Annotated in this window: 18 protein-coding genes; 16 read left to right on the forward strand and 2 right to left on the reverse strand. The window is 66.0% G+C overall.

Annotated features, from left to right (window positions below; genetic code table 11):
• Positions 1 to 74 precede the first annotated feature (74 nt).
• A complete protein-coding gene (locus PVZ80_RS30525) occupies positions 75 to 974 on the reverse strand; it encodes an energy transducer TonB (protein ID WP_124300696.1) in 900 nt (299 codons plus the stop codon).
• A 150-nt stretch (positions 975 to 1124) separates the two neighbouring features.
• A complete protein-coding gene (gene gshB, locus PVZ80_RS30530; protein WP_009051309.1) occupies positions 1125 to 2099 on the reverse strand; it encodes a glutathione synthase in 975 nt (324 codons plus the stop codon).
• Between the two features lie 236 nt (positions 2100 to 2335).
• Between gshB and pilG the strand changes: the two genes are divergently transcribed.
• From pilG to madM, 16 genes are all read left to right on the forward strand, one after another.
• Positions 2336 to 2743, forward strand: a complete 408-nt coding sequence (gene pilG, locus PVZ80_RS30535) for a twitching motility response regulator PilG (RefSeq protein ID WP_009051308.1) — start codon at positions 2336 to 2338, stop codon at positions 2741 to 2743.
• A 43-nt stretch (positions 2744 to 2786) separates the two neighbouring features.
• Positions 2787 to 3152 carry a twitching motility response regulator PilH gene (pilH, locus tag PVZ80_RS30540; RefSeq protein ID WP_007953328.1) on the forward strand — a complete coding sequence of 122 codons (366 nt, stop codon included), beginning with the start codon at positions 2787 to 2789 and terminating at the stop codon, positions 3150 to 3152.
• Positions 3153 to 3163: 11 nt separating this feature from the next.
• The gene (locus PVZ80_RS30545; RefSeq protein WP_016704857.1) at positions 3164 to 3703 is read left to right on the forward strand and encodes a chemotaxis protein CheW; all 540 of its coding nucleotides are present in this window, start codon (positions 3164 to 3166) and stop codon (positions 3701 to 3703) included.
• Between the two features lie 97 nt (positions 3704 to 3800).
• On the forward strand, positions 3801 to 5864 hold the full coding sequence (locus PVZ80_RS30550) for a methyl-accepting chemotaxis protein (protein WP_009051306.1): 2064 nt from the start codon (positions 3801 to 3803) through the stop codon (positions 5862 to 5864).
• Between the two features lie 30 nt (positions 5865 to 5894).
• Complete coding sequence (locus PVZ80_RS30555) at positions 5895 to 11849, forward strand: Hpt domain-containing protein (protein WP_273864951.1); 5955 nt, start codon at positions 5895 to 5897, stop codon at positions 11847 to 11849.
• Positions 11842 to 12297 (forward strand): chemotaxis protein CheW, encoded by a 456-nt coding sequence (locus PVZ80_RS30560; protein ID WP_009046013.1) that lies wholly within the window; start codon positions 11842 to 11844, stop codon positions 12295 to 12297. Before PVZ80_RS30555 ends, PVZ80_RS30560 begins: the two co-directional genes overlap by 8 nt.
• Positions 12298 to 13137: 840 nt before the next feature.
• Positions 13138 to 13395: a hypothetical protein gene (locus PVZ80_RS30565; protein WP_273864952.1), complete on the forward strand. Its 258-nt coding sequence runs from the start codon at positions 13138 to 13140 to the stop codon at positions 13393 to 13395.
• A 147-nt stretch (positions 13396 to 13542) separates the two neighbouring features.
• Positions 13543 to 15219 carry a malonate decarboxylase subunit alpha gene (mdcA, locus tag PVZ80_RS30570; protein ID WP_009051303.1) on the forward strand — a complete coding sequence of 559 codons (1677 nt, stop codon included), beginning with the start codon at positions 13543 to 13545 and terminating at the stop codon, positions 15217 to 15219.
• Complete coding sequence (locus PVZ80_RS30575; protein ID WP_273864953.1) at positions 15220 to 16095, forward strand: triphosphoribosyl-dephospho-CoA synthase; 876 nt, start codon at positions 15220 to 15222, stop codon at positions 16093 to 16095. It abuts the gene before it with no gap.
• A complete protein-coding gene (locus PVZ80_RS30580; RefSeq protein ID WP_007932573.1) occupies positions 16095 to 16394 on the forward strand; it encodes a malonate decarboxylase subunit delta in 300 nt (99 codons plus the stop codon). Before PVZ80_RS30575 ends, PVZ80_RS30580 begins: the two co-directional genes overlap by 1 nt.
• Entirely contained in the window at positions 16387 to 17235 is an 849-nt protein-coding gene (locus PVZ80_RS30585; RefSeq protein ID WP_273864954.1) for a biotin-independent malonate decarboxylase subunit beta, read from the forward strand. Before PVZ80_RS30580 ends, PVZ80_RS30585 begins: the two co-directional genes overlap by 8 nt.
• On the forward strand, positions 17235 to 18038 hold the full coding sequence (gene mdcE, locus PVZ80_RS30590; RefSeq protein WP_273864955.1) for a biotin-independent malonate decarboxylase subunit gamma: 804 nt from the start codon (positions 17235 to 17237) through the stop codon (positions 18036 to 18038). Before PVZ80_RS30585 ends, mdcE begins: the two co-directional genes overlap by 1 nt.
• 5 nt (positions 18039 to 18043) lie before the next feature.
• The gene (locus PVZ80_RS30595; protein ID WP_273864956.1) at positions 18044 to 18664 is read left to right on the forward strand and encodes a malonate decarboxylase holo-ACP synthase; all 621 of its coding nucleotides are present in this window, start codon (positions 18044 to 18046) and stop codon (positions 18662 to 18664) included.
• Positions 18661 to 19596, forward strand: a complete 936-nt coding sequence (gene mdcH / locus PVZ80_RS30600; protein ID WP_273864957.1) for a malonate decarboxylase subunit epsilon — start codon at positions 18661 to 18663, stop codon at positions 19594 to 19596. The genes PVZ80_RS30595 and mdcH overlap by 4 nt, the downstream gene beginning before the upstream one ends.
• A gap of 66 nt (positions 19597 to 19662) precedes the next feature.
• Positions 19663 to 20079 (forward strand): malonate transporter subunit MadL, encoded by a 417-nt coding sequence (madL, locus tag PVZ80_RS30605; RefSeq protein ID WP_028684174.1) that lies wholly within the window; start codon positions 19663 to 19665, stop codon positions 20077 to 20079.
• A gap of 1 nt (position 20080) precedes the next feature.
• Positions 20081 to 20845 (forward strand): malonate transporter subunit MadM, encoded by a 765-nt coding sequence (gene madM / locus PVZ80_RS30610; protein ID WP_009051296.1) that lies wholly within the window; start codon positions 20081 to 20083, stop codon positions 20843 to 20845.
• The last annotated feature ends 42 nt before the right edge of the window (positions 20846 to 20887 follow it).

Here is a 20887-nt window from a genome sequence, read left to right on the forward strand (position 1 = left end):
CTACAGGTATTGCCCCGTCCCTGTAGGAGCGAGCTTGCTCGCGATAAGGCTGGGCGGATGGCTTCGCCCTGGAATCAGTTGCTGGACAGCCTGTCGCCGCGGGCGAACTTCCAGGTGCGGATGATCTCCAGCCGGTCGATATCCGACAGGTCGCCGGTAAAGGGCGCGAAGGGCGCCGCCAGGCGCACGATGCGCTGGGCCGCCTGGTCCAGCAGCGGCTGGCCGGAGGACTCCAGCACCAGCACCTCGTACAGCGAGCCGTCGCGGTTGATCGAGACCATCAGCCGCAGGTTGCCGTAGATCTGCTTGCGCCGGGCTTCTTCCGGGTAGTTGAGGTTGCCGATGCGCTCGACCTTCTTGCGCCACTCGTCCTTGTACCAGGCGCCCTTGTCGCGCATGGTCGAGGCCGCGCTCAGGCGGTGGATGCGCGGGCGCTTGGCATACAACTGCTGCTCCTGGGCCAGTTCGGCCTCCAGGCTGGCGATGTCGCTGGACAGCTGCTCGCTGTCGAACGTCGGCACGGGAACCTTGGGTTTGGCCTCGGTCTTGACCTCTTCACGCTTGGTGACGGTCTTTTTCGGCTTCGGCGCGGTGGTGGCGACCGCGGCCTTGGGTGCGGCTTCCTTGACTTCGGTCTTGGCCGGAGGCGGCGGGGTGACCTTGTTGACTTTGTTTTCCTGGAACGGCGCCACTTCGGTGGTCTTCGGGATCGCCTTCTTCTCCAGGGTGCCGCTGCCTTGCTGGTTTTCCTGGGCAAGGAAATCGGCCTTCTTCGGCTTGGTCTCGCTCTTGAAGGTGGCCAGGGTGATTTCCAGGGTCTTGCTGATCTGCTTGGGTTCGGCGAAGGAGAAACCCAGGCCGAGAATCAGCGCGATATGCAGCAGGGCGGCCAGGAACAGGGTAAATCCCAGGCGATCGGCCGGGCGCACGCCGCTGTGGGCCAGCTCGGGGGGCAGATCGGAAGGGAGAGCCATCAGCGGTTCACAACAGTCATCAGCGGTTCAACATCACAAAAAACTTCACAAGACCAACATTGCGGGTTTCACAGGCGGCGCATGATAACGCAATGTTGGTTTCAAGCCGTAAGCCTCGAGCTTCAAGCGACAAGCTGCATGCGACAGCCGTCAAGCTTGTGGCTTGCGGCTCGCAGCTTGCAGCTTCTTCTCGATGGCATCCATCAGCATTGCGCCGATATTGGTGCCGAAGGCGTTGTCGATCTCGCGGATGCAGGTCGGGCTGGTGACGTTGATTTCGGTCAGGTGCTCACCGATCACGTCGAGCCCCACGAACAGCAGGCCTTTCTCGCGCAGGGTCGGGCCGACCTGTGCGGCGATCCAGCGATCTTTCTCGGTCAGCGGCCGGGCTTCGCCACGGCCACCGGCGGCGAGGTTGCCACGGGTTTCGCCGTGGGCGGGAATCCGCGCCAGGCAGTAATCCACAGGTTCGCCGTCGATCATCAGGATGCGTTTGTCGCCATCGACGATGGCCGGCAGATACTCCTGGATCATGATCTGCTGCTTGCCATGCTGGGTCAGGGTTTCGAGGATCACCGAGAGGTTCGGGTGGCCGGCGGTGTGACGGAAGATCGACGAGCCGCCCATGCCGTCCAGCGGCTTGAGGATCACGTCACCGTGATGGTCGGCGAATTCGCGCAACACGTCCGGGCGACGGCTGACGATGGTCGGCGGCGTGCACTGCGGGAACAGGGTGGCGAACAGCTTTTCGTTGCAGTCGCGCAGGCTCTGCGGCTTGTTGACCACCAGCACGCCGTCGCGCTCGGCCTGCTCCAGCAGGTAGGTGGAGTAGACGAACTCCATGTCGAACGGCGGGTCCTTGCGCATCAGGATCACGTCCAGCTCGCTCAGGGCGCTGTCGGTCTCGGCCTCCAGCTCGAACCACTTGTGCGGGTCGGCGAACACCTTCAGCGGACGCATCCGCGCCCGGGCCACGCCACCGGTCGCCTGGTACAGGTCGCGCTGCTCCATATAGAACAGGGTCCAGCCGCGCTCCTGGGCGGCCAGCAGCATGGCCAGCGAGCTGTCCTTCTTGTAGGAGATGCTGGCGATAGGGTCCATGACAATCCCGACGCGAACGCTCATGGGCGGTTTCCTCGAAAATTAGTGGGCGCAATGGCTTGAAAAAGTGGCGTCAGAGTGGCGCTCGGGCGGTTCCCGGTCAAGGAAAAACCACCGCGCCGGCCGGCCGATAGATTGCATGGGGAGAGTATGCTAAAAAGGCTCGCATGCCGTGCTCAGGCCTTGAACATCAAGGGCTTGAGGCATTGGCCACCAGTACGGGCAGAAAATCGATTCGCTGTGGCGATGGTAGAGCAGATATGGAACAGCAATCCAGCGCCCTCAAGGTGATGGTGATCGATGATTCGAAGACGATTCGCCGCACGGCCGAAACGTTGCTGAAGAATGTGGGTTGTGAAGTCATTACCGCGGTCGACGGTTTCGAGTCCCTGGCCAAGATCGCCGACAACCACCCGGACATCATCTTCGTCGACATCATGATGCCGCGGCTCGATGGCTATCAGACCTGCGCACTGATCAAGAACAACAGCGCGTTCAAGTCCACACCGGTGATTATGCTGTCCTCCAAGGACGGTCTGTTCGACAAGGCCAAGGGTCGCATCGTCGGCTCTGACCAGTTTTTGACCAAGCCTTTCAGCAAGGAAGAGCTGCTGAGCGCGATCAAGGCCCATGTGCCGGGGTTCGCCGCAGTAGAACAAGCACATTGAGGTCCGGCCAGCGGGCCGCACGCCTATTCGTATGGGGAAGACCATGGCTCGTATTCTGATCGTCGATGACTCGCCGACTGAAATGTACAAACTGACCGGCATGCTGGAAAAGCATGGCCATGAAGTCCTGAAGGCCGAAAACGGCGCCGACGGCGTGGCCCTGGCGCGCCAGGAAAAGCCCGACGCGGTCTTGATGGACATCGTCATGCCCGGCCTCAATGGCTTCCAGGCCACCCGTCAGTTGACCAAGGACGCGGAAACCAGCCATATCCCGGTGATCATCATCACCACCAAGGATCAGGAAACCGACAAGGTCTGGGGCACTCGCCAGGGCGCCAAGGATTACCTGACCAAGCCGGTCGACGAAGACACCCTGATCAAGACCCTGAACAACGTCCTGGCCGGCTGACCGCCCGCGCCATGGCCGAGTCGCAAACCGCCTTCGAACTGCTGCTCGAGATCGACCAGCGCTGCCGCCTGCTGGCGGCCGACCTGCCTTCCCAGGAAACCCGCCAGCACGGCTGGAGCGGGATCGGCTTTCGCATCGGCGAGCATTGGTATGTGGCGCCGATGGGCGAAGTCAGCGAAGTCCTGCACGAGCCGCGTTATACGTTGCTGCCCGGGGTCAAGCCCTGGGTCAAGGGCGTGGCCAACCTGCGCGGACGGCTACTGCCGATCATGGACCTGTGCGGCTTCTTCGGTCATGAGCTGTCGGCGCTGCGCAAGCAGCGGCGGGTGCTGGTGGTCGAGCACAAGGAAGTGTTCGCCGGCTTGATGGTGGACGAGGTGGCCGGCATGCAGCATTTCGAGCAGAGCAGCCTGAAGATGGCTGCCAGCGGTAGCGAACAGGGCGCCATCACGCCGTACCTGCGCGGGTATTTCCCCTGCGAGCAGGTCTGGTGGGTCTTCAGTCCCTTCGCCCTGGCGCAGTCGCCGGGGTTCCTGGATGTGGCGCTGTAGGCGCGAGGCTTGCTCGCGATGAATAGTGCGCGATGAACCTGCAGAACCGCGCCGCCCATTGCGCGGGCAACAGAACAACCGGAATTCAGGTGTGCAGATGCTAAAAGCCAACCCAGGCAAGCCAATGGAAGGATCGCGCAGCCGCTCGCAGATCATCGTGCTGTTCATCGCCCTGATCGTGTTCATCATGCTGCTGTTCGCCAACTTCGCTTACCTCAACACCCAGGCCACTTACGACAAGCAGTACATCGGCCATGCCGGCGAGCTGCGGGTGCTGTCCCAGCGCATCGCCAAGAACGCCACGGAAGCCGCGGCGGGCAAGGCCGCGGCCTTCAAGCTGCTGGGCGATGCGCGCAACGATTTCGCCCAGCGCTGGGGTTACCTGAAAAAAGGCGACCCGGCCACCGGGCTGCCCGCCGCGCCGGTGGCGGTGCGTAAGGAAATGCATGCGGTGCAGCAGGACTGGGACAAGCTGCTGCACAACGCCGACGCGATCCTGGCCAGCGAACAGACCGTGCTGTCTTTGCATCAAGTAGCCGCGACCCTGGCGGAAACCGTGCCGCAGTTGCAGGTCGAGTATGAAAAGGTCGTGGAAATCCTCCTGCAGCGCGGCGCTCCGGCCGCCCAGGTGGCCATGGCGCAACGCCAGTCGCTGCTCGCCGAGCGCATTCTCGGTGCGGTGAATACCGTGCTGGCCGGCGACGAAAACGCGGTGCAGGCCGCCGACGCCTTTGGCCGTGACGCGGCGCGCTTCGGCCAGGTGCTGAGCGGCATGCTCCAGGGCAACCCGACCCTGAAGATCAGCCAGGTCGAGGACCGCGATGCGCGGGCGCGCCTGACTGAGATCAGCGAGCTGTTCCAGTTCGTCTCCGGCTCGGTGGACGAAATTCTCGAAACCTCCCCTGAGCTGTTCCAGGTCCGCGAATCGGCGAGCAATATCTTCAGCCTGTCGCAAACCCTGCTCGATGAAGCCTCGCACCTGGCCATCGGCTTCGAGAACCTGGCCGGTGGCCGTTCGCTGGACACCATCGGCGGTTATGTCCTGGGCCTGGCGGCGCTGGCCTCGATCATCCTGATCGGCCTGGTGATGGTGCGGGAAACCAATCGCCAGTTGCACGAGACCGCGGAGAAGAACGAGCGCAACCAGAACGCGATCATGCGCCTGCTGGACGAGATCGAGGACCTGGCCGACGGCGACCTCACCGTGACCGCCTCGGTCACCGAGGACTTCACCGGCACCATCGCCGATTCGATCAACTATTCCGTCGACCAGCTGCGCGACCTGGTGGCGACCATCAACCTCACCGCCGGCCAGGTCGCCGGCGCGGTGCAGGAAACCCAGGCCACCGCCATGCAACTGGCCGAAGCCTCGGAGCATCAGGCCCAGCAGATTTCCGAAGCCTCCACCGCGATCAACGAAATGGCCCAGTCCATCGACCAGGTGTCGGCCAACGCCGCCGAGTCCTCGGCGGTGGCCGAGCGTTCGGTGGAGATCGCCAACAAGGGCAACGAGGTGGTGCACAACACCATCCACGGCATGGACAACATTCGCGAGCAGATCCAGGACACCGCCAAGCGCATCAAGCGCCTGGGCGAGTCTTCCCAGGAAATTGGCGACATTGTCAGCCTGATCGATGACATTGCCGACCAGACCAATATCCTCGCGCTCAACGCGGCGATCCAGGCTTCCATGGCCGGGGATGCCGGGCGCGGGTTCGCGGTGGTGGCCGATGAGGTGCAGCGCCTGGCGGAACGTTCTTCGGCGGCGACCCGGCAGATCGAGACCCTGGTGCGGGCGATCCAGACCGACACCAACGAGGCGGTGATCTCCATGGAGCAGACCACCTCGGAAGTGGTGCGTGGCGCCCGGCTGGCGCAGGATGCCGGGGTGGCCCTGGAAGAAATCGAAGGCGTCTCCAAGACCCTGGCGGCGCTGATCCAGAGCATCTCCAACGCCGCCCAGCAGCAGACTTCGTCGGCCGGACAGATATCCTTGACCATGAACGTGATCCAGCAGATTACTTCACAGACTTCGTCCGGCTCGACCGCGACGGCCGAAAGCATCGGCAACCTGGCGAAAATGGCCAGCCAGCTGCGGCGCTCGGTGTCCGGTTTCACCTTGCCGGCCAGTCGCGAGCAGACGCCGCGGGAAAACCGCTGAGGCCGGAGCACGACTTTGATGGGAATGGTAATGGGTGATCGGCACGACTATGTGGCCCTGGAATGGGTCAAGGGCGAAATTGCCGAAACGCTGAAGCAGGCCCACCAGGCGCTCGATCACCTGGTCGACGAGCCGCAGGCGGTGGAGGCCCTCGACCAGTGCCTGGATTGCATCCACCAGGTCCACGGCAGCCTGCAGATGGTCGAGTTCTATGGCGCGGCGCTGCTCGCCGAAGAAATGGAAGCCCTGACCCTGGCCCTGCGCGAGTACCGCGTGGCCCAGCGCGACGAGGCGATCTACCTGTTGCGCCAAGCCATCAGCCAGTTGCCGCAGTACCTCGATCGGGTGCAAAGCGCGCGTCGCGACCTGCCGCTGGTGGTCTTGCCGCTGCTCAACGACCTGCGCAGCGCCCGGGGTGAAGGCCTGCTGAGCGAAACCAGCCTGTTCAGCCCGCAACTGCCGGACCTGCCGGCGCTGGACGAGGCGACGCTGAACCGCCTGGCGCCCCCCGACCTGACCATCCTGCTGCGCAAGTTGCGGCACATGCTGCAAACCGCGCTGGTCGACCTGCTGCGCGAACAGGATGTGAAAAACAGCCTGGGCTACATGGCCAAGGTCTTCGAACGCCTCCAGGTGTTGTGCCAGAACGCCCCGCTGGGGCCCTTGTGGCAGATCGCCCTGGCCCTGGTGGAAGGCATGGGCAGCGGGGCGATCGCCAACAGCCCGGCGGTGCGCAGCCTGCTCAAGGATGCCGACCGCGAGCTCAAGCGCCTCTATGAACAGGGCATCGCCGGAATCAACCAGCCAGCCCCCGAAGAATTGCTCAAAAGCCTGTTGTTTTACATCGCCAAGGCCCGCTATCCCACCGCGCAGATGCAGACCATGAAAGACGCTTACGGACTCGATGACGCTTTGCCCGACAATGCGCTGGTCGACCAGGAACGGGCCCGCATGGCCGGCCCCGACCGCGACGCCATGCGCTCGGTGCTGTCGGCCCTGTGCGAGGAACTGGTGCGGGTCAAGGAGCGCCTGGACCTGTTCGTGCGCAGCGACCGCCAGCACGCGTCGGACCTGGACAGCCTGCTGGCGCCTCTGCGGCAGATCGCCGACACCCTGGCGGTGCTGGGTTTCGGCCAGCCGCGCAAGGTCATCATCGACCAGTTGGCGGTGGTGCTGAGCCTGGCCCAGGGCCAGCGCGAACCGAATGATGCGGTGCTGATGGATGTGGCCGGGGCGCTGCTTTATGTGGAGGCGACCCTGGCCGGCATGATCGGCCCGGCCGAGCCCGAGAGCCGCGAAGAGAGCCGCCTGCCGACCACCGACCTGACCCAGATCCACCAGTTGGTGATCAAGGAGGCGCGGATCTGCCTGCAACAGGCCAAGGACCTGATCGTCGACTACATCGACGCCGGCTGGGACCGCGAACACTTGCAGGCGCTGCCAGAGCTGCTGACCCAGGTGCGTGGCGCTTTGGCGATGATCCCCCTGAGCCGGGCGGCGGGCCTGCTGGAAGCCTGCAATGGTTTTGTGCGCGAACACCTGCTGCTGGATCCGCGCCAGCCCGGCTGGCAGCAGCTGGACAATCTGGCCGATGTGATCACCAGCATCGAGTATTACCTGGAGCGCCTGAGCGACGATCACCAGGCGCCGGGGGAAAAGATTCTCGACGTGGCCGAGCAGGGCCTGGCGGCGCTGGGCTATGTGCCACAAAAGCAGGCACCGGACGAGTGGGTAGCGAGCGAACAGGTGCCGCTGCTCAGCGATGTGCTCAGCCCCAACGAGGCCCTGGTGATGCAGGACCTGCAGGAGCTGGACAACCCGGAAGTGGTGCAGTCCCTGGCCGATGTGCTGGCCAGCCCGGTCTCGGCGCTCAACCCGCCGGCGCTGGACACACCGGGTAGCCTGTTGCCGCCGCCGGGCGATGAAGCGCCGGTGGACGACGAGCTGCGTGAAGTCTTCCTCGAAGAGGCCGACGAAGTACTCGACGTGCTGCGCGAGTACCTGCCGCGCTGGGCCGCCGACCCTCATGGCAAGGCGGCGCTGGGCGAAATCCGCCGGGCCTTCCATACCCTCAAGGGCAGCGGGCGGATGGTCCGCGCGCTGGTGCTGGGCGAACTGGCCTGGGCCGTGGAAAACCTGCTCAACCGTGTCCTGGAACACAGCGTGGAGCCAGGGCCGCAGGTGCGGCAATTGCTCGAAGAGGTGTTGCAGCTGCTGCCGGAGCTGGTCGCCGAGTTCGCCGCCCAGGCCCAGCGCCAGCGCGACGATGTCGACCGCCTGGCTGCCTGGGCGCACGCCCTGGCCAAGGGCGAAACGGCGTCGGTAGACGAGCCGGAGGACGGGCTCGATCCGCAGTTGCTGGAGATCTTCCGCAACGAGGCCGAAACCCATCTGGAGAGCATCAAGCGCTTTCTCGAGCAAGCTGCCGAGCACTTGCCCTTGCAGGCCAGCGACGAATTGCAGCGCGCCTTGCACACCCTCAAGGGCAGCGCCTACATGGCCGGCGTGCTGCCGATCGCCGAGCTGGCGGCGCCGCTGGACCTGCTGGCCCGGGAATACCGCGCGCACCTGATGGCCCTGGACCTGGACGAAGTCGAGCTGCTGCTGGAAGCCGAAGGCCTGTTCCGCCGTGGCCTGCAACAGCTGGGCAGCGACCCGCTGGCACCCATCGAAGGCGCCGCCGACCTGATCGAACGGGTCAAGGCGCTGACCGCCGAGCGCCTGGAAAACCTGCTCAACGCGCCCAATACCGGGCTGCGGGTCAAGCGCGATGCGCAATTGATCAGCAGCTTCCTGGCCCAGGGCATGGACATCCTGCTGGATGCCGAAAACCTGCTGCGCCGCTGGCAGCAGCACCCCGGCGAGCGCCAGGAACTCAGTGCGCTGCTGGACGAACTGACCACCCTCGGCGAAGGCGCGCACCTGGCGGACCTGCAGCCGATGGACGAGCTGTGCGAGGCGCTGCTGGACCTGTACGGCGCCGTGGAAGAAAGCAGCCTGGCGGTCGGCGAGCGGTTTTTCCATGAGGCGGAAAACGCCCACGAAGCCCTGATCAACATGCTCGACGAACTGGCCGCCGGCCAGGAAATCAGCCCGCAACCGGCCATGGTCCGGGCCTTGCGCGAACTGCTCGAGGAAAGCCTCGACCCGTCGGCCATGGGCCTGATCCGCAGCGACGGCAGCCGCACCCTGAGCATCACCGATCTGGCCAGCGCCACCGCCAAGATGGAGCAGGAAGCGCCGATCGAGGTGGAGGGACCGGACGATGAAATCGTGGCGATCTTCCTCGAAGAGGCGGTGGATATTCTCGAAAGCGCCGGCCAGGCCTTGCAGCGCTGGCTGGCCGACCCGGACAACGGCGCGCCGCTGTCTTCCCTGCAACGCGACCTGCATACCCTCAAGGGCGGCGCGCGCATGGCCGAAGTCGGCCCGGTGGGCGACCTGGCCCAGGAACTGGAAAACCTCTACGAAGGCCTGGTGGATCGCCGTTACCAGCATGGCGAGGCCCTGGTCGACCTGCTGCAACGCAGCCACGAGCAACTGGCGCTGCTGTTGCAGCAGTTGCAGGCGCAGCAAGCGCTGAGCGATCCCAAGGCGCTGATCGAAGCGATCCGCGGTTTTCGCCAGCGCAGCGGGGTCACCACTGAAATGCCCGAGGCGGCGGTGGCCGACGATTCTGCGGCCCACGATCCGGAGCTGCTGGAGATCTTCCTCGAAGAAGGCTTCGACATTCTCGACAGTTCGGGCGCGGCGCTGACGCGCTGGCAGGCCGAGCCGACCAGCCGTCAGGAAGTGGAAACCCTGCTGCGCGACCTGCACACCCTCAAGGGCGGCGCGCGCATGGTGGAGATCGCGCCGATCGGCGACCTGGCCCATGAACTGGAGTTTCTCTACGAAGGTCTGTCCGCGGGCCTGCTGCAACCGACACCGGCGTTGTTCGGTCTGTTGCAGAAAAGCCAGGACCGCCTGGCGCAGATGCTCGACGCCGCCCGTGCCGAACAACCGATCAAACCGGCCGACAGCCTGATCGAGGCGATTCGCGGCTTCACCCATCCGGCCCAGGCCGAAGCGCCGCCTCTGTTGCTGCCCGACCTTAGCCCGCCGAGCAAACCCGAACCGCCAGCGGTACCGGCTGAGGCCGCAGTGGCCGGGGATATGGTCAAGGTCTCGGCCGAGCTGCTGGACGACCTGGTCAACCTGGCCGGGGAAACCTCGATCTTCCGGGGGCGCATCGAGCAACAGGTCAACGATGCGCGGGTGGCCCTGAGCGAAATGGAAACCACCATCGAGCGCATCCGCGACCAGTTGCGTCGCCTGGACACCGAAACCCAGGGGCGGATCCTCAGTCGCCAGCAGGTCGAGGCCGAGCGCCTGGGGTACGAGGAATTCGATCCGCTGGAGATGGACCGCCATTCGCAGTTGCAGCAACTGTCGCGGGCCTTGTTCGAGTCGGCGTCCGACCTGCTCGACCTCAAGGAAACTCTGGACCGGCGCAACCAGGACGCGGAAAACCTGTTGCAGCAGCAGGGGCGGGTCAATACCGAGCTGCAGGAAGGCCTGATGCGCACGCGCATGGTGCCGTTCGAGCGCCTGGTGCCGCGCCTCAAGCGCATCGTCCGCCAGGTGGCCGAGGAGCTGGGCAAGGACGTGTCATTCAGCGTCGGCAACGCCGAGGGTGAGATGGACCGTAACGTGCTGGAACGCATGGTCGCGCCCCTGGAACACATGCTGCGCAACGCCGTCGACCATGGCCTGGAGTCCGCCGAAGTGCGGCGCGCCGCGGGCAAGCCGGAGCAGGGGCGGATCACCCTGGACCTGTCCCACGAAGGCGGCGATATCGTCTTCGACATGCGCGACGACGGCGCCGGGGTGCCGCTGGAGGCGGTGCGGCGCAAGGCGATCAAGCGTGGCCTGCTCGCCCCCCATGTCGAGATCAGCGACCGCGATGTGCTGCAGTTCATCATGCAGCCGGGGTTTTCCACGGCGGAAAAAATCACCCAGATTTCCGGGCGCGGGGTGGGCATGGACGTGGTCCATGAAGAGGTGCGCCAGCTCGGCGGCTCGATGACCATCGACTCGATCCCGGGGCAGGGCGTGCATTTCCGCATTCGCCTGCCGTTCACCCTGTCGGTCAACCGGGCGCTGATGGTGCAGTGCCTGGAGGAGCAGTACGCGATCCCGCTGAACACCATCGAGGGCATCGTCCGGGTGCTGCCCCACGAACTGGAAAGCTACTACCAGCTCGACTCGCCCCATTACCAATACGCCGGCCAGCGTTATGAGCTGTGCTACCTCGGCGAGCTGCTGCACACCGTGGCCCGGCCGAAATTGCTGGGGCAGAGCCTGCCGCTGCCGGTGCTGCTGGTGCATTACAACGAACACCGGATCGCTGTGCAGGTGGATGCCATGGCCGGCAGCCGGGAGATCGTGGTCAAGAGCCTGGGGCCGCAGTTCGCGGCGGTGCAGGGGCTGTCCGGCGCGACCATCCTCGGCGATGGCCGGGTGGTGTTGATCCTCGATCTGCTGGCGCATATCCGCGCCCTGCAAACGCGTTTGCCGGTGCCACGCATGGCGGTCGGCGATGAAGTGAGCCCCGAGGTCGAACCGCTGCGGCCGAGGCTGGTGCTGGTGGTCGACGACTCGGTGACGGTGCGCAAGGTTACCAGCCGCCTGTTGGAACGCCACGGCATGAACGTGTTGACTGCCAAGGACGGGGTCGACGCCATGGCGCTGCTGCAGGAGCACACCCCGGACCTGATGCTGCTGGACATCGAAATGCCACGCATGGACGGCTTCGAGGTGGCGATGCAGGTGCGCGCCGACCCACGCCTGCAACAGCTGCCGATCATCATGATCACCTCGCGCACCGGCCAGAAACACCGCGACCGAGCCATGGCCATCGGCGTCAACGACTACCTCGGCAAGCCTTACCAGGAGTCGGTGCTGCTGGAGAGCATCGCCCAGTGGAGCAGACCCCATGCATGACTACCGCGCCAGCTTCCTCACCGGACTGCTGCTGCCCCTGGCCGACCGCACCCTGATCCTGCCCAACGTCGCGGTGGCCGAACTGATCGACTACCAGCGCGGCGAACCCGCCAGCGACGCGCCGCCCTGGTACCTGCGCTCCGTGGCCTGGCGCGACCGTCAGTTGCCGCTGATCAGCTTCGAGGCTGCCTGCGGGCAGCCCCTCGCCATCGGCGAACGCGCCCGCATCGTGGTGCTCAACACCCTGGGTGGCCGCGAGCGCCTGAAGTTCATCGCCCTGGTGATCCAGGGCATCCCGCGCTCCTGCCGGCTCGACAGCCAGCTGAGCTACGTCGACGTGCCGCTGTGCCGGCTGGAAAAGGCTGCGGTGCAGGTGGGGGAGCAGGTGGCGAAGATTCCGGATCTGTTGGGGTTGGAGGAGATGCTGGTGAAGGCGGGGTTGTCTTAGGCCCTGTCGAGCGGCTTGATCGTTCCCTATTTGGGACTGATGGGACGCCACTGATCTGTAGGAGCGAGGCTTGCCCGCGATGGCGTCCGTGCTGGCGCTGCATTTTTTGGACGGTGTACATATCCGTTTCTGCGGTCACGGCTACTTAGGGTTCCGCCCTTACGGCGGGTCACTTTTGGCAAACGCCCGGAATGCCGGCCCAGCCAAAAGTAACCAAAAGGTCTTGCCCCTGCGTACGGCCTTCGCTGCGCTCAGGTTCCCTCGCTCCGGTGTCCATCAGGGGGGCATCGACTCCGGTCGGCTTCGCTTCGACCTCCATACGATGTCCTCGACTGCGTCGAGGGGCGCTGCGCGCCATCCCCCTGATGAACACCGGAACGAAGCCTCCCGATGGGGCGGGTAGATCAAGATCAAAAGCCAAACGCGACCTGCCGGTCGACGCGAAACCCTGTAGCCGCTGCCGCAGGCTGCGATCGGGGCGTAGCCCCGTAAATCTGGCGACGCGGTATAGCTGACCTGCTCTGGCGTCTGCTTTGCGCCCGCTACGCGGTCGATCGCAGCCTCGCCATGGCTCGGCAGCGGCTACACGGGGGCTGGGGTATTAACAGAGATTTCAGTCGTAGAGAGTGGCAACAGTTTGCCGATTGCTGGGAGGCATATCAGGCTCCATAGTCCGGGCTGTCACCGACGCATCGGTGGCCGATCTTAGCCGGTCGAATTTGTTCACGGACCTATAGACGTCTCCAAAGACGGGGCTGTCTTTTCTCACTTACGGTCGTGCACAGACAAGTATGGAACTGCTGTTTAACCTGTTTCTCGACCGGCCAAGGAGCTAGACCCATGACTGAGTTCATCCCGCTACACAGCAATCTCACCACCACGGTGCTCTACCTCAACCCCAACGCCCCGGCATCCGACCTGCACGGCTGTGCCGTCCAGCGCTTCAAGGCCACCCGCGACCTGATGCACAGCCTCAACTGCCTGAGCCTCAAGGGTGTTCACGACCAGGACATGCGTCACATCGTCAATGCGGCCCATTTGCTGTTGCAGGATGGCTGCGATGCGTTGGATGCATTGCAGTGGCGGCTCGAAGGTTAAGCGCAAGGTTGTTTATGGGGCGTGGGTGGGAAGGCCTGCGCCCCTGATCATTACCCTCACCGTAACGATCCACCACTCTGCTTGATTGATGCCTTGCATCCTCCGCTCCTAAGGTAGCTGCCACGACAGCGAACCCGTGGAGTGAGCATGACAACAACAATATCCCCCGACTCGCGCTGGACGCGGCGGCGCGCTGAAAAGCAGCGGCGTCTCGAGCAGGTGCGGGGTCTCGCCGATGGCGCGGTGTTGCCCACCGACAAGATAGTCGCGGCGCTGGAGGCGTTGATCCTGCCCGGCGACCGTGTGGTGCTGGAGGGCAACAACCAGAAGCAGGCGGACTTCCTGTCCCGCTCCCTGGCCAAGGCCGACCCGGGCCGCCTGCATGATCTGCACATGATCATGCCCAGCGTCGGCCGTTCGGAGCACCTGGACCTGTTCGAACGCGGCATCGCCCGCAAGCTCGATTTCTCCTTCGCCGGCACCCAGAGCCTGCGCATCAGCCAGCTGCTGGAAGACGGCCTGCTGGAAATCGGCGCGATCCATACCTACATCGAGCTCTATGCGCGGTTGGTGGTGGACCTGATCCCCAACGTGGTGCTCTCGGCCGGCTTTATGGCCGACCGCGCGGGCAACATCTATACCGGCCCGAGCACCGAAGACACCCCGGCGCTGATCGAGCCGGCGGCGTTCAGCGATGGCATTGTCATCGTCCAGGTCAACCAGCTGGTGGACGACGTCAGCGAGCTGCCGCGGGTGGATATCCCGGCGTCCTGGGTCGATTTCGTGGTGGTGGCCGACAAGCCGTTCTACATCGAGCCGCTGTTCACCCGCGACCCGCGCCATATCAAGCCGGTGCACGTGCTGATGGCGATGATGGCGATCCGCGGCATCTACGAAAAACACAAGGTCCAGTCGCTGAACCACGGCATCGGCTTCAACACCGCGGCCATCGAGCTGATCCTGCCGACCTACGGCGAATCCCTGGGCCTGAAAGGCAAGATCTGCCGCAACTGGACCCTCAACCCCCACCCGACCCTGATCCCGGCCATCGAAAGCGGCTGGGTGGAAAGCGTGCATTGCTTCGGCACCGAACTGGGCATGGAAAACTACATCGCCGCGCGGCCGGATGTGTTCTTCACCGGGCGCGACGGCTCGTTGCGCTCCAACCGGATGTTCTGCCAGCTGGCCGGGCAATACGCGGTGGACCTGTTTATCGGCGCCACCCTGCAGGTCGATGGCGATGGCCATTCCTCCACCGTGACCCGCGGCCGACTGGCCGGCTTCGGCGGTGCGCCGAACATGGGCCACGACCCGCGCGGCCGGCGCCACGGCACCCCGGCCTGGCTGGATATGCGCCAGGATCAGAGCGACGCGCCGGCGGCCATGCTCGAACGCGGCAAGAAGCTGGTGGTGCAGATGGTCGAGACCTTCCAGGAAGGCGGCAAACCCACCTTTGTCGAAACCCTCGACGCCGTGGAAGTGGCACGCAAGAGCGGCATGCCCCTGGCGCCGATCATGATCTACGGCGACGACGTCACCCACCTGCTGACCGAGGAGGGCATCGCCTACCTGTACAAGGCGCGTTCCCTGGAAGAGCGCCAGGCGATGATCGCGGCGGTGGCCGGGGTGACCGCCATCGGCCTGCGCCACAACCCGAAAGACACCGCGCGCATGCGCCGCGAAGGCCTGATCGCCCTGCCCGAAGACCTCGGCATCCGCCGCACCGACGCCAGCCGCGAGCTGCTGGCGGCAAAAAGCGTCGCCGATCTGGTGGAGTGGTCGGGTGGCCTGTACAACCCGCCCGCCAAGTTCAGGAGCTGGTAAATGCACGCCTTCAACCTGCAAAGCAAACCCCTGAGCCTGGCCGAGCGCCTGGCGGACCTGGCGGTGGACGCGCTGATCGACGAAGCCGACCTGTCGCCGAAACCGGCCCTGGTCGACCGTCGTGGTAACGGCGCCCACAGCGACCTGCACCTGGGCTTGATGCATGCCTCGGCCCTGTCGCTGTGGCCAGCCTTCAAGGAAATGGCCGAAGCCGCCAGCCAGTTCGGCACGGTCGGCCTGCCCCTGCGCGAGGCCCTGGGTCGCATCGGCCGTGAAGGCGAAGCGGCGATGCTCGCTACCACCAACGGGGTGAACACCCATCGTGGCGCGATCTGGGCCCTGGGCCTGTTGGTGGCCGCCGCCGCGCTGGAACCTCAAGCCAATACGGCAGGCGCCCTGTGCCTGCGAGCCGCGCGCCTGGCGCTGCTGGACGATCGTTACGCGCCGCGGCCCCTCAGCCACGGCGCGCAAGTGGCGCTGCGCTATGGCGTGCGTGGCGCCCGGGAAGAAGCCCAGTTGGGCTTTCCGGCTGCGCTGCAACGGGGCCTGCCGCAACTCGAACGCAGCCGGGCCCAGGGGCATGGCGAACAGAACGCCCGGCTCGATGCGCTGCTGGCGATCATGACCGGCCTGGCCGACACCTGCGTGCTCTATCGCGCTGGCGAGGCGGGCCTGCAGGCCATGCAGCAGGGCGCCCAGGCGGTACTCGATTCCGGTGGCAGCGCCAGCCTGGCCGGGCGTCGCCGCCTGCACGAACTGGACCAGTGCCTGCTGGCCTTGAATGCCTCGCCCGGTGGCGCCGCGGACTTGCTCGCGGCCTGCCTGCTGATCGACCGGATCGCCTCCGGCGCCGCCTTTATCCAGGGAGCAGTGTGATGGAAACCTTGTCTTTCGAATTTCCCGCCGGGCAACCCGCCCGGGGCCGGGCGCTGGTGGGCTGTGTCGGCTCCGGCGACCTGGAAGTGCTGCTCGAACCCGGGCAACCCGGCAAGCTGAGCATTCAGGTGCAGACCTCGGTCAACGGTAGCGCGTCGCGCTGGCAGCATCTGTTCGAGCGCATGTTCGACGGCCAGACGCCGCCGGCCCTGAGCATCGATATCCATGATTTTGGCGCCACCCCCGGCGTGGTGCGCTTGCGCCTGGAGCAGGGTTTCGAGGAGATCGGCCATGACTGACAGCGCCCGTTTGCTCAACAAACACAGCTTCGTCGAACTCGGCGCCCGGCAGCGGGCCAAGACCCTGCTCGACGCCGGCAGCTTTCGCGAATTGCTCGATCCGTTCCAGCGCGTCATGTCGCCGTGGCTGGCCCGCCAGGGCGTGGTGCCCCAGGCCGATGACGGTGTGGTGATCGCCAAGGGCCGCATCGACGGCCTGCCGGTGGTGATCGCCGCCATCGAAGGCGCGTTCCAGGGCGGCAGCCTCGGCGAGGTCGGCGGGGCGAAGATTGCCGGCGCCCTGGAGCTGGCGGCCGAAGACAACCGCAAGGGCATTCCTACCCGCGCCGTGTTGCTGCTGGAAACCGGCGGCGTGCGCCTGCAGGAAGCCAACCTCGGGCTGGCGGCGATCGCCGACATTCATGCGGCCATCGTCGACCTGCGCCAGTACCAGCCGGTGATAGGCGTGGTGGCCGGCAGCGTCGGCTGTTTTGGCGGCATGTCGATTGCCGCCGGGCTGTGCAGTTATCTGCTGGTGACCCAGGAGGCGCGGCTGGGCCTCAACGGCCCGCAGGTGATCGAGCAGGAAGCTGGCCTCGAGGAATACGACTCCCGCGACCGGCCCTTTATCTGGAGCCTGACCGGCGGCGAGCAGCGTTTCGCCAGCGGCCTGGCGGACCGTTATGTGGCCGACGACGTGGCGCAGATCCGCCAACAGGTCGGCGAACTGCTGGCCCAGGGGTTGCCCGACGAGCAGCGCAGCCGCCAGGCCGAGTTGTACCTGCAACGCCTGGCCCGGCTGGACGCCCACCCACAGATCGACCCGGCGACGGTTCGCCAGCTGTACCGAGGAGACCACTGATGAGTGTTTATTCCCTGCGGGGCCTGCATTGGTTCACGGCCCTGAGCGCGGGCGCTGTCCCGGTCGCGGGTTTGCCCGCCTCGTTGAAAGTGGCGGATGCCACGCTGGAGCAGCAGCCGGTGCGGTTTATCGCCGTGGTCGCCGACCCGGCCAACCCTTTTGTGCGCGCCCGCAACGGTGAGGTCGGCCTGCTGGAAGGCTGGGGCCTGGCCAAGGCGGTGGACGAGGCGATCGAGGCCGACCGCGAGCAGAGCGTCAAGCGTGGGCTGATCGCCATAGTCGATGTGCCGAGCCAGGCCTATGGGCGTCGCGAAGAAGCCTTGGGCATTCATCAGGCCCTGGCCGCGGCCGCCGACAGTTATGCCCGGGCCCGGCTGGCCGGGCATCCGGTGATCGGCCTGCTGGTGGGCAAGGCCATGTCCGGGGCCTTCCTGGCCCACGGTTACCAGGCCAACCGCCTGATCGCCCTGCGCGATCCGGGGGTGATGGTGCACGCCATGGGCAAGGTGTCGGCGGCGCGGGTCACCCTGCGCAGTGTCGAGGAACTGGAGGCCCTGGCGGCCAGCGTGCCGCCCATGGCCTATGACATCGACAACTATGCCAGCCTCGGCCTGCTCTGGGAGACCCTCTCGGTCAGCCAGATCGAACAGCCGACTGCCGACGACCTGAACCAGGTGCGGCAGTGCCTGAGCCAGGCGATTGCCGATGTGCGCGCCCACGGCCGCGATCTGTCGGGCCGCCTGGGGGCCAGCAACCGCGGCGCCTCCAGCCGGGTCCGTCAGCTGTTGCGCGAGCAATGGTGAGCGCCATGCCCAGCGCCTTGCTGCCCCATGACCTGCTGTGGGGCCTGACCCCGCAACAGTTGCCCGCCGATGCCCCGGCCTGGGCGGTGACGGCCATGGCTGCCGGGCAACCGGTGGTGGTGCGTCGTGCGGTGGCCGCGGCCGGGCAGGTGGCGGTGGGCGTGCGTGGGCGGCTGCGCGAGCAGCGCTACGGGACGCTGATGGCGGTGGCGGCCATCGAGCGCCGGGTGCGGCCGGAAGAGCTGCGTTATGTCGAGTCGGAGCGGGCCTGGCCAGCGCTCCAGGCACTGGCCCGGTTGCGTGAACCTTTGGATTCCCTTGGCCTGGCCTGGGGTGTCAGCGGCAGCGCCGGTTTTGAACTGGCCAGCGGCGTGCCGGCGCTGCATCGGCAGAGCGACCTGGACCTGATCCTGCGCACTGCGCAGCCCATGGACCGGGCCGAGGCCCGGGCATTGCTGGCACTGCTCGACGCCGCCGTTTGCCCGGTGGACCTGCAATTGCAGACACCCAACGGCGCCGTGGCTCTGCGCGAGTGGGCCGGGACTTCGGCGCGGGTGCTGCTGAAAAGCGCCAGTGGCGCGCGTCTGGTCAGCGATCCGTGGCAGGCCCTGGAGCAGGTGGCGTGAGCAGCCTGCTGGTGTTTCCAGGCCAGGGCGCGCAGCAGCCGGGGATGTTGCATCGCCTGCCGCCCAGCGCCCTGGCGGACGCCTGCCTGCGACAGGCCAGCGAAGTCCTGGGCGAGGATGCCCTGGCCCTGGATTCGCCCCAGGCCCTGGCGAGTACCCGGGCGGTGCAGCTGTGCCTGCTGATCGCCGGCGTGGCCAATGCCCGGGTGCTGCTGGAAAATGGACCGGGCGCGGATTACGTGGCGGGCCTGTCGATTGGCGCCTATCCCGCCGCGGTGGTGGCCGGGGCCCTGGATTTTGGCGATGCGCTGCGTCTGGTCAGCCTGCGCGGCGAGCTGATGCAGCAGGCCTATCCACAGGGTTATGGCATGACCGCGATCATCGGCCTGGAGCTGGCGACGGTGGAGGCCTTGCTGGCCCGGGTGCACCGCCCGGACAACCCGGTGTACCTGGCCAATATCAATGCCGATAGCCAGGTGGTGATCGCTGGCAGCGATGCTGCCATGGCCCAGGTTGCCGAGCTGGCCCGGGGTTGCGGGGTCGGGGTGGCCAAGCGCCTGGCGGTCAGCGTGCCGTCCCATTGCCCGCTGCTGGAGCAGCCGGCCCAGGTCCTGGCCGTGGCCTTCTCCAGGGTGACGCTGCAGCCGCCGCGCCTGGGTTACCTGAGCGGCAGCCGCGCGCGGCCGCTGCGCACGCCAGAGCAGTTGCGCGACGACCTGGCCTTCAACATGTGCCGGGTGGTGGATTGGCGCGGCACCGTGCAAAGCGCCTACGAGCGCGGCGTGCGGCTACAGATCGAACTGCCGCCCGGTGCGGTGTTGACCGCTCTGGCGCGCCGGGTGTTCGAGCAAGGCACCGTGATTGCCTGTGACGGTGCCCGGCTCGACACCCTGCAAGCGCTGTTGCGTGAGGAGGGAAGCCGCCAACCCTAGACACCGACTCAAGCTGGCGAAGCACAAGAACAACAACTTCGACGATGCACTTTGAGGACTACAACAATGATTATTTACGGTGTGGCGCTGCTGGCGATCTGTACGCTGGCAGGGGTGATTATCGGTGACATGCTCGGCGTCCTGCTGGGGGTGAAATCCAACGTCGGCGGGGTGGGCATCGCCATGATCCTGCTGATCTGCGCGCGGCTGTGGATGCACAGGCACGGTGGCATGACCAAGGACTGCGAGATGGGCGTCGGCTTCTGGGGCGCCATGTACATCCCGGTGGTGGTGGCGATGGCCGCGCAACAGAACGTGGTGACCGCCCTGCACGGCGGCCCGGTGGCGGTACTGGCGGCCATCGGTTCGGTGCTGCTCTGTGGTGGCACCATCGCCCTGATTAGCCGCACCAACAAAGGCGAACCGTTGCCGGACGAACCGGACAGTGTCGCCCCTGGCGCCGCTGCGGCAGGGGGGCGCTGATATGTGGGATCTGATCGAGAAAGGCCTGGAACACAACGGCCTGGTCACCGCCTTCGCCTTCGTCGGCGTGATCATGTGGGTCTCGGTGCTGCTGTCCAAGCGCCTGACGTTCGGCCGGGTACACGGTTCGGCCATTGCCATCGTCATCGGCCTGGTGCTGGCCTGGGTCGGCGGCACCATCACCGGTGGGCAAAAGGGCCTGGCGGACCTGGCGCTGTTCTCCGGCATCGGCCTGATGGGCGGCGCCATGCTGCGGGACTTCGCGATTGTCGCCACGGCCTTCGAAGTGCAGGCCACCGAGGCGCGCAAGGCCGGGATGATCGGCGCCATCGCGCTGTTTCTCGGCACGGTGCTGCCGTTCATTGTCGGCGCGAGCATCGCCTGGGCCTTCGGCTATCGCGATGCGGTGAGCATGACCACCATCGGCGCCGGCGCGGTGACCTACATTGTCGGCCCGGTGACCGGGGCGGCGATCGGCGCCAGTTCCGATGTGGTGGCGCTGTCCATCGCCACGGGGCTGATCAAGGCGATCCTGGTGATGGTCGGCACGCCTATGGCGGCGCGCTGGATGGGCCTGGACAACCCGCGTTCGGCGATGGTCTTCGGCGGCCTGGCCGGCACCGTCAGCGGGGTGACCGCGGGGCTGGCGGCGACCGATCGGCGCCTGGTGCCCTACGGCGCGCTGACCGCGACCTTCCATACCGGGCTGGGTTGCCTGCTCGGGCCTTCGTTGCTGTTCTTCATCGTGCGCGGGTTGGTGGGGTAGGGCGGCTGGCCTCATCGCGAGCAAGCTCGCTCCTACAGGTAC

It is taken from the genome of Pseudomonas sp. B3G-3, from assembly GCF_028640915.1.
GTDB classification, from domain to species: domain Bacteria; phylum Pseudomonadota; class Gammaproteobacteria; order Pseudomonadales; family Pseudomonadaceae; genus Aquipseudomonas; species Aquipseudomonas chlororaphis_I.